Origin of the sequence: Patulibacter sp. SYSU D01012 (assembly GCF_017916475.1) — a bacterium.
Lineage (GTDB): Bacteria > Actinomycetota > Thermoleophilia > Solirubrobacterales > Solirubrobacteraceae > Patulibacter.
In genome coordinates, this window is sequence record NZ_JAFMTB010000002.1 from 275,643 (window position 1) to 288,339 (window position 12,697).

Sequence of the window (12,697 nt, forward strand, 5' to 3'; positions counted from 1 at the left end):
GTCCCGGCTCGCGGCTACTTGCGCAGGCCGAGCTCCTTGATGAGGGAGCGGTAGCCCTCGAGGTCGTTCCGGCGCATGTAGTCGAGCAGACGGCGGCGCTGACCGACGAGCATGAGGAGGCCACGACGCGAGTGGTGGTCCTTCTTGTGCTCGCGGAGGTGCGTCGTCAGGTCGTTGATGCGCTCCGTGAGCAGCGCGACCTGGACCCGGGTGGAGCCCGTGTCGCTCTCGGAGGTCCCGAATCGAGCGACGATCTCCTGCTTGCGTTCCTGCGTGAGCGACGACATTCGACGGGTGAAGCTACCAGAAGCGCCTGCAAGCCCGCGGCGCGGCCCCGCCGCGGTCGGCGTCGGGAGGGCGGCCCGCGGCGGCGCCGGCGTCAGCCCGCGGCGACGATGCGCCGCGTGTCCTCGACGTCGCGCGCCATCTGCACGAGCAGCTCGTCCACCCCGTCGAAGCGCTGCTCGCCCCGCAGCCGCTGCAGGAACTCGAGCTCGAGCGGCTGGCCGTACAGGTCGCCGGTGAAGTCGACGAGGTACGCCTCGACGAGCACGCCGAGCGCCGACTCGAACTGCGGCCGGATGCCGATGTTGACCGCGGCGGTGCGGACGCTGCCGTCCGCGAGCAGGGCCCGGCAGGCGTAGACGCCGTGGGCGGGCAGGGCGTGCCCCGGCGGCGGCGTCAGGTTGGCGGTCGGGTAGCCCAGCTCGCGGCCGCGCTTCTCGCCGTGCTCGACCACGCCGGAGAGCGCGAACGGCGACCCGAGCAGCTCGCGCGCCTCCCCCACCGCGCCCCGGGCCACGAGCTCGCGGACGCGGGTCGAGCTGACCGTGTCCCCCGCCACGCGCAGGACGGGGACGACCGTGGTCTCGAAGCGCCCGTCCGCCTGCAGCATCGCCGGCGTGCCCTCGGCGTCGCGGCCGAAGCGGAAGTTCTCGCCCACCCGCACGCCGCGGGCGTCGAGGCGGCCGACGAGCACCTCGTCGACGAACTCCTGCGCCCGCTGGCGGGACGTCTCGGGGCTGAAGGGCACGAGCACGAGCTCGCCGATCCCGCAGTCGCCGATGAGCTTCGCGCGGCGCTCCAGCGTGGTCAGCTGCGGCGGGACGCGTCCCGGCGCGAGCACCTCCATCGGATGCGGGTCGAACGTCACCACGGCGTCCGCGCCCCGCAGCACCTCGCGGTGGCCGAGGTGGATGCCGTCGAAGGTGCCGAGGGCGACCGTCCTCGGCCGGGGCTCGACGTCCGCCAGGGGCGTGATGCGCGCGGTCACGCCCGGAAGCCTACGACGGGACGGATCCGTCCGTCCTCCTCGCGGCGGCCGACGGCGACCGCCTCGCCGGCGTGGACGATGCCGACCTCGCCGCCCGCGGGGCCGCCGTCGAGCGTCACCCGCTGGCCGTGGCCGAGCCGCCGCGCGGTCTCCTCGTCGACCTCGAGGGTCGGCATCACGACCGGCAGCAGGGCGGTCAGCGGCAGGACGCGCCAGTCGTCCGGCGGATCGTCGGGGCCGTGGGCGTCGGCCACCCGGAACGGGCCGATCGCCGTGCGCCGCAGCTCCAGGCAGTACGCGTCGTGCAGGTCGGCGACGAGGCTGCGCACGTACGTGCCCGACGAGCAGGCGATCCGGTAGCGGGCGCGGTCGCCCGCCCGCCACGTCTGCTCGAAGGCGTGGACGGTGACCTCGCGCTCGGGCACCACCACCTCCTCGCCGCGGCGCGCGCGCCGGTAGGCCCGCTCGCCGTCGATGCGCACGGCGGAGTACGCCGGGGGCCGCTGGCGCACCAGGCCGGTCGGCAGGACGGGCGGATCGGGCGGCACCACGCCGGTGACGACGATCTCGCCCTCGGGGTCGCCGGTCGTGGACGTCGCCCCCAGGCGGGCGAGCGTCTCGTACGTCTTGTCGAGGCCCATCAGGTGCCCCTGCAGCCGCGTGGCGCGGCCGAGCAGCACGATCAGCAGCCCGGTGGCGAAGGGATCGAGCGTCCCGGAGTGCCCGACGCGCCGCGCCTTGCGCCCGCCGAGCGACCGGCGCACGCGACCGACGACGTCGTGGCTCGACAGGCCCGCGGGCTTGTCGACGAGCAGCGCCCCGTCCGGGACGGCCGCCGCCAGCCGGGCGACCTCCTCCGGAGCGATCACCCGGCGTCGCGGAGCTGGGTGCGGAGGAAGGCCACGAGCTCGTCCTCGCCCATGTCCGTCGTGAACCCGGCGGCCTGCGGATGCCCGCCCCCGCCGCCCGCGCGGGCGATGGCGGAGACGTCGATGCCGGCCCCGGACGAGCGCAGCGAGACCTTCGTCCGGACGCCCGCGCCCGTCACCGGGTCGGCCGGGACCTCGCGGGCGAGCGCCGCCAGACGGGTGCCCGCCAGCGTCCGCAGGTGGTCGATGATGCCCTCGGAGTCCGTGTCCTCGGCCTGCGTGGCCTCGTAGTCCTCGCGCCGGATGAGGGCGAACGTCAGCTGGCCGTCGGCCTCGTGCCGCACGCGGGCGATCGCGCGCCCCAGCAGCGCCAGCTTCGACCACGGGACGTTCTCGTAGAGCGCCCGGTACACGGGGAAGGGGTCCACGCCGACGGCGATCAGGTCGGCCGCCATGCGGTGCGCGCGCTCGCCGGTGTTCTCGTACATGAACTGGCCGGTGTCGGTGACCAGGCCGACGTAGAGCGCCTTCGCGCTGTCCAGGTCGACGGGCACGCCGAGGTCGGCGAACAGCTCCCAGACGATCTCGCAGCAGCTCGACGCGTCGGCGGCCACCAGGTCCACGTCGCCGAAGCGCGTGTTGTCGTGGTGGTGGTCGATGTTGACGATGCGCCGCGCGTCCGTGCGCACCGGCAGCACCGCCATCCGGTCGAGGTTGCCGCAGTCGAGGAAGACCGCGGTGCGGTCCGCGAGGTCCGCGGGGACCTCGGTCTGCAGGTCGACGGTCATCAGCCCCGCGTACTCGCGGGACAGCGGCAGGTCGCCCGGGCCGACGACGGCCACGACGTCCTTGCCGAGCGCCTGCAGGAGGCGCGTCGCGGCCACGAGCGACCCGATCGCGTCCCCGTCCGGGTGCTCGTGGGTGACGGTGACGAACCGGTCCTCGCCCCGCAGGAGCTCGGTCACGGTCCGCCGCGCGTCGCGAGACGCGTCGACGAGGCTCATCGAGGAGCATCGTCCTGGGTCGGGGACGCGTCCTCGCCGTCGGCGGACGCCGCGTCGGCGCCCTCCTCCGGCGTCTCCACCGGCGGCGCCGGCGGATGGTCGAGCAGCTCCTGGATCCGCATCGCGCGGTCCACGGTCTCGTCGAGCGTGAACTTCAGGAGCGGCGTGTGCTTCAGCCGCAGCTCCTCCCCGACGCGTCGCTGCAGGAACCCGTGGGCGGACCGCAAGCCCTCCAGCGTGTCCTCTGCGGAGTGCCCGGACCCGCCCTCGAGCTCGAGCACGCTGACGAGGACCGTCGCGTGGCTCAGGTCGGTGCTCGTCCGGACCCCCGTCACGGTGGCGAAGCCGATCCGGGGGTCCTTCATCTCGTTCTGGAGGACGTCGGCGAGGACCTCTCGGACCGCCTCGTCCACCCGGCGCATCCGGTCGGGCTTCATCACTTCAGCTCGCGGTCGACCCGGCGCTTCTCGTACGTCTCGAGGATGTCGCCCTCGCGCAGGTCGTCGCCCTCGCGCAGCACGATGCCGCACTCGAACCCGGTCGCGACCTCGCGGGCGTCCTCGTTGAACCGCTTGAGGCTCTCGATCTTCGTGTTCCGCAGGATCTCGCCGTCGCGGATGACCCGCACGAGGCCGTTGCGGCGCACGCGGCCGTCCGTGACGTAGCAGCCGGCGATCGTGCCGACCTTCGAGGCACGGAAGATCTGGCGGACCTCGGCGGTGCCGACGGTCTCCTCGATCTCGTCCTTGTCGAGCATGCCCTCCATCGCGTCGCGGAGGTCCTCGAGCGCGCGGTAGATCACCTCGTACGTGCGGATCTCGACGCCCTCGTGGTCCGCCACGCGCTGGGCGTTGCCGACCGTGCCGACGTTGAAGCCGATGACCACGGCCTCGGACGCCGACGCGAGCATGACGTCGGACTCGGTGATGCCACCGACGCCGGCCAGGACGATGTCCACGAGGACCTCGCTCTGGGGCAGCTTCGCGATCTCGTCCTCGAACGCCTCGAGCGAGCCGGCCACGTCCGCCTTGAGGATGAGGGGCAGGCCCTTCATCTCGGCGGCGGAGCGCGAGCGCTTGAAGACCTCGTCGAGCGAGAACTTGCGGCCCGAGCGGCGGGCGAGCGCCTCGGCCTTCAGGCGCGTCTCGCGCTCCTCGGCCTTCGTGCGCGCCGTCTTCTCGGAGTCGACGACCATCGCGAAGTCGCCCGCGTTGGGCACCCCGTTGAAGCCGAGGACCTGCACCGGGTCGCCGACGCCGGCCACCTCGATGCGCTCGCCCGTGTAGTCGATGAGCGCGCGGACCTTGCCCCACTGGGCGCCCGAGACGATCGGATCGCCGATCTCGAGGGTGCCGCGCTGGATCAGGACCGTCGCGACCGGGCCGCGGCCGACGTCGAGCTTCGACTCGATGACCACGCCGGACGCCTCGGTGTCGGGGTTCGCCGCGAGCTCGAGGAGCTCCGCGACGACGCCGATGGTGTCGAGCAGGTCGTCGAGGCCGTCGCCCGTCTTCGCGGAGACGTCGACGAACTCGATGTCGCCGCCCCACTCGGCCGGGTTGAGCCCGATGGTCGCCATCTCGGTCCGCACGCGGAGCGGGTCGGCGCCCTCCTTGTCGATCTTGTTGACCGCGACGATGATCGGCACGCCCGCGGCACGCGCGTGGTCGATCGCCTCCTCGGTCTGCGGCTTCACGCCGTCGTCGGCGGCCACCACGATCACCGCGATGTCCGTCAGGCGAGCGCCGCGGGCACGCATGGCCGTGAAGGCCGCGTGACCCGGCGTGTCGAGGAACGTGATCGTGTCCTCGCCGTGGTGCACCTGGTAGGCGCCGATGTGCTGCGTGATGCCGCCGGCCTCGCCCTCGGCCACGGACGCCTCGCGCAGCTTGTCGAGCAGCGAGGTCTTGCCGTGGTCGACGTGACCCATGATGGTCACGACGGGCGGACGCTGGACGAGCTCGGCCTCGGAGTCGTCGAAGACCGGGGTCTCCTCCTCCTCGTCGCTCGCCTTGACGATCTGCACCTCGCGGTCGAACTCGCCCGCGAGCAGCTCGATGGTCTCGTCCGCCAGCGTCTGCGTGAGCGTGGCCATCTCGCCCATGAGCATGAGCTTCTTGATGACCTCGGGCACGGGCACGCCGAGGTACTCGGCGACGTCCTTGACCGTCGAGCCCGAGTTGATCTTCGGGACGTCGACCGTCTTGCCCTGGTCGCCGCGGCTCAGCGGGGCCAGCGCCTCCTCGATCGACTGACGGCGACGACGGCGACGCGGACGCCGGTTCGGCGGGCCGCCACCGACGCCCGGACGGCGCGGGCCGCCCGGCTGGTCGATGACGACGCGGCGCCGACCGGGGCCGCCGGGGCCGCCGGAGCCGCCCGCGCCGGAGCGCTGCGGGCGCGCCGTCGCGGGATCGGGCAGAGCGATGATCTTGGGGCCGGCGCCGGCCGCGGGCTTCTCGCCCAGGGTCGGGGGACCCTTCGGCAGCGCGGGCTTCTTCGTGCGCAGGTCGCGCGTGGGGGGCGGCGGCGGAACGTCCTTGGCCCGGCGCGGGCGGCGGCCCAGGGGGCGCTCGCCCGGACGCGGGGCGCCGGCAGCCGGCGGCTGGCCGGGGCGCGGCGGACCACCCGGCCCGGCGGGCCGCGGCGGCAGCGGACGGTCCTCGGGGCGCCGCAGCGAGCGGTCGCCCTGCGGGGCCGGACGGCCCTGCGGCGCGGACGGCGCGTCGCGCACGGGGCGCTGCGGCGCCGGACCACGGCCCGCGGGTCCGCGGCCGCCCTGCGGGGCCGGACCGCGACCGGCCGGACCGCGACCGCCCTGCGGCGCGTTGCCGCGGCCCTGCGGGGCCGGACGGCCGCCGCCGGACGCGGGACGGCCGCCGGCGGGACGGTCGGCCTGCGGCGCGGGCTTCGGCGCCGCGGGCGCGGCGGTCTGGATGACGCGGGGTCCCGAGCCGGGCGCGCGGCCGTCCGGAGCCGGGCGGCTGCCGGGGGCCTGACGCGGCGCGGGACGCGGGGCCGGACGGGCCTCGCCGGGACGCACGGGGCGGCCGGGCTGACCGGGGCGCACGGGGCGGCCGGGCGCGCCGGCGGCCGGGCGCTGCGGCGCGCCGGGCGCGGCCGGACGCTGGGGCGCGCCGGGAGCCACGGGACGCGAGGGGGCGCCGGCGCCCGGGGCGGCCGGACGGCCGTCGCCGGGGCGCGCCGGCCGGGCCGGCGCACCGGCCGCGGGACGGGCCGCGGGACGTCCGGGCTCGCCCGGACGCGCCGGGCCGCCGGCCGCGGGCCGCTGAGGAGCGGCGCCGGACGGCGCGCCCGCGGGGCGGGCTCCCGGCTGGGCGGGGCGCACGGGGCGCCCGCCGGGCGCGGCCGGGCGCACGGGGCGCTGCCCCGGCTGGGCCGGGCGCACGGGCCGCTGCGCGGCCGGGGTGCCGGGCGCGGCGGGGCGCACGGGGCGCTGCCCGGGCGCGGGCGGGCGCACCGGGCGGGCCGGTGCGGCCTGGGGTCGGGCCGGGGCGTCGGCCCCGGCGGTGTCGGCCGGGGCGGACGCCCCGGCGGTCGGAGCCTTGGCCGGCGAGGGCGTGCTGCCCCCGTCGGACTTCGCCGCGCTCTTGAGCTCGGCGCCCTTGGCCTGGATCAGTCGGTTCGCAACGCCCTCGTCGACGCTGGACGAGGCGGTCGCGATGTCGTGCCCGTCCTTCTGGAGGGCATCGAGCACCGCCTTGCTCGACAGGCCGTGGGCCTTGGCGATTTCGTGCACGCGCTTCTTCGCCATTAGTGAATGAAGTGTAGGAAGTCGGGATCGATGCTGGCGGGCCGTCGGAACGCGCGTCCGAACGCGCGACGATCGACGGCCTGCTGGGCGCACGTGCGTCCGCACACGTACGCGCCGCGGCCGGGGAGCCGGCGCGGCGGATCGGGGACCACGCGGCCCCCGATCAGGGCGAGGCGGAGCAGCTCCGCCTGGGGCGCGCGCCGGCCGCAGCCGACGCAGCGCCTCTCGGGGTGGCCCCCGGCTACGCGGACGGGACGTCCTCCACCCCGGGCGCGGCGTCGTCCGCCGCGTCCGGAGCCTCGTTGCCGTCGTCCTCGACGGCCGGCGCGTCCTGCGCCTCGGCGTCGACGGGCTCGCCCGCCTCCGCCTGCACCGGACCGAGATCCTCCTCGGTCGGTACCGGGCCCTCGGCGGCGACGCGCTCGGCGTACGCCTCCTCGGCCCGCGTGACGATGTCCTGGACGTCCTCCTGCGACTTGTCCGGGTCGGCGAGCGCGTCGAGCTCGTCCTCCGGCAGGTCCTCGAGGACGGCGACCTCGACGCGCCCGAAGCGCACGAGCGCCTGGTGCGCGGGCAGGCCGCAGAAGATGGAGCCGGGCAGCGCCGCGTTCGGGCAGCGCCGGCCGCTCGTCATCACGGCCGAGCAGCGGCCGTCGCCGATCGGCTCCTCCGCCTCGACGTCGCCGGCGTCGCCGCCGGTCGCCGCCTGGGCGAGGGCGTCCGACGCCTTCTTGATGTCGATGCGCCAGCCGGTCAGGCGCGCGGCCAGGCGCACGTTCTGCCCCTCCCGGCCGATCGCCTTCGTCAGGTCCTCGTCCGGCACGACCACGGTCGCCTGGCGCTGCTCGTCGTCGATGAAGACCTCGCGCACGTGCGCCGGCGAGAGGGCCTTCGCGATGAAGCGGCCCGGCTCGTCGTTGTACGGGATGATGTCGATCTTCTCGCCCTTGAGCTCGGAGACGACCATGCGCACGCGGGAGCCGCGCGGGCCGACGCACGCGCCGACCGGGTCGACGCCCGCGGCGTGCGAGACGACCGCGATCTTCGAGCGGTAGCCGGGCTCGCGCGCGACGCCCGTGATCTCGACCAGGCCGTCGGCGATCTCGGGGACCTCGAGCTCGAAGAGCGCGCGGATGACCTCGGGGTCGCGACGGGACACGATGATCGAGGGACCCTTCGCGGACTGCGAGACCTCCTTGATCACCGCCTTCAGGCGCTGGTTGTGGTCGTAGCGCTCGCCGTAGACCTGCTCCGAGCGGGGCAGCAGCGCCTCGACGCGGTCGCGCAGCTGGAGCAGCGTGTAGCGGTTGTCGGACTGCTGCACGATGCCCGTGACCATCTCGCCGACGCGGTCGGCGAACTCGTCGAACATCATGTCGCGCTCGGCCTCGCGGATCCGCTGCAGGATGACCTGCTTGGCGGTCTGCGCGGCGATGCGGCCGAAGTCGTCGGGGGTGACGTCGCGCTCGGGGATCTCGTCGCGGTGCTCCGCGAGCTTCTCGCCCGGGATCTCCACGTCGGACGGCTCGATCCACTCGCCCGTCTCGGGGTCCTCGTAGCTCTGCTCGTCGATCGTCTCGACGATCAGGCCGGCCTCGAGCATCTCGGGGACGAGCAGCTCGATGACGCGGTAGTCGCCGCTGTCCTGGTCGAGCTCGACCCGGGCGTACTTCGCCGCGCCGGGCTGCTTCTTGTAGGCGGAGAGGAGCGCGTCCTCGAGGGCGGCGACGAGCCGCTCCTCGGGGATGCCCTTCTCGCGCGCCAGGGCGCGCATCGCCTCTACGATCTCGCGGGACATTCGGCTCCTACTCCTCGACGAGGTTGCTGCGGTGGATCTCGGCGTACGGGATCGTCACGACGCCCGTGTCGGCCGCGAGCGTCACGGCCTGGTCGTCCGCTCCGACGAGCTCGCCGGTGAACGACCGGCGCGGCGCGTCGGCCCCCGACACGGCGAGCGGCTCGCGCGTGCGGACCTTCGCCCGACGACCGACGAACCGCCGGAAGTGCTCGGGCTTCACGAGCGGACGGTCGCGGCCCGGGGACGAGACCTCCACCGCGTAGCGCTCGCGGAGGTCGTTCAGGTGGTGCGTGACCTCCACGCAGAGATCCAGGGAGACGCCGTCCGGGTGATCGATGAGCACGCGCAGCGTGCCCCCGCCGACGACCTCGGCCAGCAGGACCTCCACCGCGGGGTCCGCGGTGCGAAGTCGTGCTTCGACGGTGTCCTGGATGGAGGAGGTCATGACGGTTTCAGCCACAAAAAAAGCGGGCGTTCTGCCCACTTCGGAAGGGTGCCGCGGAGCGGCGTCTTCGAACGCTGGGAGATCATCGTACCATCGCCGGATGCAGGGAGGTTGCGGGACGGGCGGGCCGCGGGGCCCGGAGGCCGTCGAGGCGGCGCTCGCGCCGCTCGGGGCGGCCGTGCACCGTCCGGCGCCGGGCGAGTGGGGACTGCGCGTGCCCTGCGCCGGCTGGCCCCTGTTCGTCGGCGTGGCCCTGCGCGGCGGGCTGCTGCGCGCGCAGGCCGAGGTCGTCGGGCCGGGCGCCCTGCCGGCGGCGTGGCTCCTGCACCGCAACCGCCGCGACCTCGCGCTCGTCCGCTACGCCTCCTCCGCCGCCGGGGCGACGTGGGTGCACGGCGACCTGCCGGCCGCGGCGGTCACCCCCGCCGCGGTCGACGAGCTGCTGGGGCGGCTCGTCGCCGCGGCCGAGGTCGCGCGCGACCGCGCCGGTCAGCCCTCGAGCGCGGCGATCGTGCGGTCGCGGTAGACGCGGTAGTCGTTGCGCTCGGGCTTGAGCAGCGCGGCCATCGTCAGCGGCGGCCGGGCCTCGGCGTGGCGGCCGCACAGCTGCAGCGCCCGCCCGAAGCAGAACTGCGCGTAGTGGTTCATGGGCTCGCGCTCGACGAGCACGCCGAACTCGTCCGCGGCCTCGCGGAAGCGTCGCGCGCCGAAGAGGGCCCGGCCCAGCGCCTCGCGGACCATGCCGGTGTCGGGCTCGAGGTCGCGGGCCCGGCGCAGCGGCAGCGCGGCGGCGTGGTGGTCCCCCTGCTCGAGCAGGTCGAGACCCGACCGGTAGAGCTCGTAGGTGTCGGGAGTGGCCATGGATCGAGTGTGACAAACGCGTCAAGCCCGACCGCCCGGCCCGTCGGCCGCCCGGGCGAGGATCCGCCCGCGTCAGGCGGTGCGGGCGCGCACCACGTGATCGAGGATCGCGTCCGCGACGTCTGCCTTCGGCGCCCGCGCGACGGGCTCGTCGCCGGCGGCCGTCACGATCGTGACGGCGTTGTGGTCGGCGTCGAACGCGATCCCCGGCAGCGAGACGTCGTTGACCACGACGGCGTCGAGGCCCTTGCGCTCGAGCTTGCCGCGGGCGTGGACCAGTGCCTCCGGACCGTGCTCGGCGGCGAAGCCCACGAGGGTCTGGCCCGGCCGGCGCCGCCCGGCGAGCTCGGACAGCACGTCCGTCGTCGCCTCGAGGGTGATCGTCAGCTCGTCGCGCCCGGCCTTCTTGATCTTCCCGGCCGCCGGAGCGACGGGACGGAAGTCCGCGACCGCCGCCGCCATGACCAGGACGTCCGCGTCGCCGAAGGCGGCGCCGCACGCCCGGCGCAGCTCCTCGGCGGTGGCGACGCGCACGACGTCGCACCCCGGCGGGTCGGGCAGGCCGACGTTGGCGGCCACGAGCGTCACCCGCGCCCCCCGGGCGGCGGCGCGCGCCGCGACGGCGTACCCCATGCGGCCGGACGAGCGGTTGCCCACGAAGCGCACGGCGTCGATCGGCTCGCGGGTGCCGCCGGCGGACACGAGGACGTGGACCCCGTCGAGGTCGCGGCGGGGCGCGAGCGCCGCCTCGACGGCCGCCAGCAGCTCCTCCGGCTCGGCCAGGCGCCCGTCGCCGGCCTCGCCCTTCGAGGCCAGGCGGCCGGAGCCCGGCGGCACGAGGGTCACGCCGTCCTCGACGATCCGCGCGACGTTGCGCCGCGTCGCGGCGTGATGCCACATCCGGTGGTTCATGGCGGGCGCGACGAGCACCGGGCCGTCCGCGGCGAGGTACGCCGAGGACAGCAGGGAGTCGGCCCGGCCGGCGGCCAGTCCCGCGATCGCGTTGGCCGTCGCCGGAGCGATCAGGTAGGCGTCCGCGCGCTCGACGAGCGCCAGGTGGCTGATCGCGGCGTGGGTCGGCAACGGGTCGCCGGGGTACGCCCCCCGCAGCGGGTCGGGCTCGAACTCGTCGGTCAGGACGGGCGCGCCCGTGATCGCGCGGAAGGTCTCGGGCGCCACGAAGCGCTGGGAGACGGGCGTCTGCACCACCCGCACCGCGTGCCCCGCCGCCGTGGCGAGCCGCACGAAGGCGACCGCCTTGTAGGCGGCGATCCCGCCGGTGACGCCGAGCAGCAGCCGTGCCATCGGCGGCATTCTCGCGCAGAACGCGCGACGCCGCCCGTGGGGCGGCGTCGACGAGACGGCTGGTGCTTCCGGCGGCGGCGCGGGGCCGCCGCGACCTACCGGTAGCGGTAGGTGATCTTGCCGGCGGCGATCTCCTCGAGGGCGATCGTCAGGTAGTTCTTCGACGCCGTCTCCACCATCGGGGGCGGGAACTCGTCGAAGGCCCCCTCGCCGAGGTTGTGGTAGTACGCGTTGATCTGCCGGGCGCGCTTCGCCGCGACCAGGACCGACGCGTAGTTCGAGTCGACGTGCCCCAGGAGCTGGTCCATGCGCGGAGAGATCATTCGGCCAGTGTAGCGCGCACCGCCGCCCGTCCCTCGCGCGCGCCGTCCGTCGTCAGACCGCGCCGGCGGAGGAGAGCTGCTCGCGAACGAGCGTCTCGAGCTGACGCGCGGTGGCGTCCAGGTCGTCGTTGACCAGCCGGTGGTCGAACTCGTGCTGGCTCTCCAGCTCGACGCGCGAGACCTCGAGGCGCCGGGCGATCGTGTCCGCCCCGTCCGTGCCGCGCGACTCGAGCCGCTCGCGCAGCGCGTCGAACGACGGCGGCACGACGAAGACCTGGACGGCCTCGGGCATCGTCTCGCGGACCTGGCGGGCGCCCTGCACCTCGATCTCCAGGACGACCGGCGCCCCCTCGCCGAGGTGCCGCTCGAGCTCCTCGCGCAGCGTGCCGTACTTGCGACCGGCGTACTCGGCGTGCTCGACGAAGTCGCCCTCGCCGACGCGGCGGTCGAACTCGGCGTCGTCGAGGAACCAGTAGTCGCGGCCGTGCTCCTCGCCGGCGCGAGGCGGGCGGGTCGTCGCCGACACGCTGACGCGCAGCTCCGGGATCGTCTCGCGCAGGCGCCGGATCAGGGTGCCCTTGCCGACGCCCGACGGGCCGGTGATGACGAAGACGCGCGCCACGAAGGGTCCGATCAGCCGCGCGGCGCGCGGAGGGCCTGGACGAGCTCGGCGCGCTGACGCGGGGTCAGGCCCCCGATCGTCTTCGAGGCCGAGATGCGGCACTGCTGGAGGATCTTGCCGGCGCGGACGCGCCCGTACTTCGGCACCGCGAGGAGCATGTCGACGACCTTCGCCGTCTCGAGCCACTCCGGCGGGTCCATGAGGAGGCGGTCGATGGACTGCCGACCGGCCTTGAGATCGCGCTTGAGCGCCGCCCGCTGCGACCGCACCTCGTTGGCGCGCTGCAGCGCGTCCATGCGCTGGTTCAGCGACCGCTCGGGGGTGGCCGAGGGCTTGGACGGGGCGTTGGCGGCGGTCGACATCGCGGGGCGAGTCTACCCGTCGTCCCGGTCCCGCGCGGGCCCCGCGGACGAACTCACCTC

Annotated in this window: 14 protein-coding genes and 1 pseudogene; 1 reads left to right on the forward strand and 14 read right to left on the reverse strand. The window is 75.2% G+C overall.

All coding sequences use genetic code 11. The features are described from left to right. Positions 1-14: 14 nt before the first annotated feature. The 9 genes and pseudogenes from rpsO to rimP all read right to left on the reverse strand — a co-directional run bounded on the left by rpsO (position 15) and on the right by rimP (position 9,164). Positions 15-287 carry a 30S ribosomal protein S15 gene (rpsO, locus tag J3P29_RS10725; RefSeq protein WP_210493360.1) on the reverse strand — a complete coding sequence of 91 codons (273 nt, stop codon included), beginning with the start codon at positions 285-287 and terminating at the stop codon, positions 15-17. A gap of 92 nt (positions 288-379) precedes the next feature. Further along, a complete protein-coding gene (locus J3P29_RS10730; RefSeq protein WP_210493361.1) occupies positions 380-1,273 on the reverse strand; it encodes a bifunctional riboflavin kinase/FAD synthetase in 894 nt (297 codons plus the stop codon). Next, positions 1,270-2,142 carry a tRNA pseudouridine(55) synthase TruB gene (gene truB, locus J3P29_RS10735; RefSeq protein ID WP_210493363.1) on the reverse strand — a complete coding sequence of 291 codons (873 nt, stop codon included), beginning with the start codon at positions 2,140-2,142 and terminating at the stop codon, positions 1,270-1,272. The genes J3P29_RS10730 and truB overlap by 4 nt, the downstream gene beginning before the upstream one ends. Then, entirely contained in the window at positions 2,139-3,146 is a 1,008-nt protein-coding gene (locus J3P29_RS10740; RefSeq protein WP_210493364.1) for a bifunctional oligoribonuclease/PAP phosphatase NrnA, read from the reverse strand. The genes truB and J3P29_RS10740 overlap by 4 nt, the downstream gene beginning before the upstream one ends. Then, positions 3,143-3,583, reverse strand: coding sequence for a 30S ribosome-binding factor RbfA (rbfA, locus tag J3P29_RS10745; RefSeq protein ID WP_246851898.1), 441 nt, complete (start codon positions 3,581-3,583; stop codon positions 3,143-3,145). Before rbfA ends, J3P29_RS10740 begins: the two co-directional genes overlap by 4 nt. Next, a complete protein-coding gene (infB, locus tag J3P29_RS10750; protein WP_349239821.1) occupies positions 3,583-5,880 on the reverse strand; it encodes a translation initiation factor IF-2 in 2,298 nt (765 codons plus the stop codon). Before infB ends, rbfA begins: the two co-directional genes overlap by 1 nt. A 1,040-nt stretch (positions 5,881-6,920) precedes the next feature. Beyond that, positions 6,921-7,133: pseudogene (locus J3P29_RS20745) on the reverse strand (DUF448 domain-containing protein); the annotation flags it as partial. Between the two features lie 29 nt (positions 7,134-7,162). Then, on the reverse strand, positions 7,163-8,719 hold the full coding sequence (gene nusA, locus J3P29_RS10760; protein WP_246851899.1) for a transcription termination factor NusA: 1,557 nt from the start codon (positions 8,717-8,719) through the stop codon (positions 7,163-7,165). Positions 8,720-8,726: 7 nt separating this feature from the next. Beyond that, positions 8,727-9,164, reverse strand: coding sequence for a ribosome maturation factor RimP (gene rimP, locus J3P29_RS10765; RefSeq protein WP_246851900.1), 438 nt, complete (start codon positions 9,162-9,164; stop codon positions 8,727-8,729). 100 nt (positions 9,165-9,264) lie between these two features. On the opposite strand from rimP, the gene J3P29_RS10770 reads away from it, so the two are divergent. Then, a complete protein-coding gene (locus tag J3P29_RS10770; RefSeq protein ID WP_210493368.1) occupies positions 9,265-9,690 on the forward strand; it encodes a hypothetical protein in 426 nt (141 codons plus the stop codon). On the opposite strand, the gene J3P29_RS10775 is transcribed toward J3P29_RS10770, so the two are convergent. The 5 genes from J3P29_RS10775 to mihF all read right to left on the reverse strand — a co-directional run bounded on the left by J3P29_RS10775 (position 9,654) and on the right by mihF (position 12,637). Continuing rightward, entirely contained in the window at positions 9,654-10,025 is a 372-nt protein-coding gene (locus tag J3P29_RS10775) for a hypothetical protein (protein WP_210493369.1), read from the reverse strand. The two genes, J3P29_RS10770 and J3P29_RS10775, sit on opposite strands and share 37 nt — an antisense overlap. Positions 10,026-10,097: 72 nt before the next feature. Beyond that, on the reverse strand, positions 10,098-11,330 hold the full coding sequence (gene coaBC, locus J3P29_RS10780; protein ID WP_210493371.1) for a bifunctional phosphopantothenoylcysteine decarboxylase/phosphopantothenate--cysteine ligase CoaBC: 1,233 nt from the start codon (positions 11,328-11,330) through the stop codon (positions 10,098-10,100). A gap of 95 nt (positions 11,331-11,425) precedes the next feature. Next, positions 11,426-11,653 carry a DNA-directed RNA polymerase subunit omega gene (gene rpoZ / locus J3P29_RS10785; protein WP_210493372.1) on the reverse strand — a complete coding sequence of 76 codons (228 nt, stop codon included), beginning with the start codon at positions 11,651-11,653 and terminating at the stop codon, positions 11,426-11,428. 52 nt (positions 11,654-11,705) lie between these two features. After that, the gene (gene gmk / locus J3P29_RS10790) at positions 11,706-12,275 is read right to left on the reverse strand and encodes a guanylate kinase (RefSeq protein ID WP_210493373.1); all 570 of its coding nucleotides are present in this window, start codon (positions 12,273-12,275) and stop codon (positions 11,706-11,708) included. 11 nt (positions 12,276-12,286) lie between these two features. Beyond that, positions 12,287-12,637, reverse strand: coding sequence for an integration host factor, actinobacterial type (gene mihF, locus J3P29_RS10795; RefSeq protein WP_210493374.1), 351 nt, complete (start codon positions 12,635-12,637; stop codon positions 12,287-12,289). Positions 12,638-12,697: the final 60 nt, after the last annotated feature.

Coding starts and splice junctions, on each gene's coding strand:
- J3P29_RS10740 (WP_210493364.1), bottom strand. CDS start 3,146: ATGAGCCTCGTCGACGCGTCTCGCGACGCGCGGCGGACCGTGACCGAG.
- nusA (WP_246851899.1), bottom strand. CDS start 8,719: ATGTCCCGCGAGATCGTAGAGGCGATGCGCGCCCTGGCGCGCGAGAAG.
- J3P29_RS10770 (WP_210493368.1), top strand. CDS start 9,265: ATGCAGGGAGGTTGCGGGACGGGCGGGCCGCGGGGCCCGGAGGCCGTC.
- coaBC (WP_210493371.1), bottom strand. CDS start 11,330: ATGGCACGGCTGCTGCTCGGCGTCACCGGCGGGATCGCCGCCTACAAG.
- rbfA (WP_246851898.1), bottom strand. CDS start 3,583: ATGAAGCCCGACCGGATGCGCCGGGTGGACGAGGCGGTCCGAGAGGTC.
- mihF (WP_210493374.1), bottom strand. CDS start 12,637: ATGTCGACCGCCGCCAACGCCCCGTCCAAGCCCTCGGCCACCCCCGAG.
- rpsO (WP_210493360.1), bottom strand. CDS start 287: ATGTCGTCGCTCACGCAGGAACGCAAGCAGGAGATCGTCGCTCGATTC.
- rimP (WP_246851900.1), bottom strand. CDS start 9,164: ATGACCTCCTCCATCCAGGACACCGTCGAAGCACGACTTCGCACCGCG.
- rpoZ (WP_210493372.1), bottom strand. CDS start 11,653: ATGATCTCTCCGCGCATGGACCAGCTCCTGGGGCACGTCGACTCGAAC.
- J3P29_RS10775 (WP_210493369.1), bottom strand. CDS start 10,025: ATGGCCACTCCCGACACCTACGAGCTCTACCGGTCGGGTCTCGACCTG.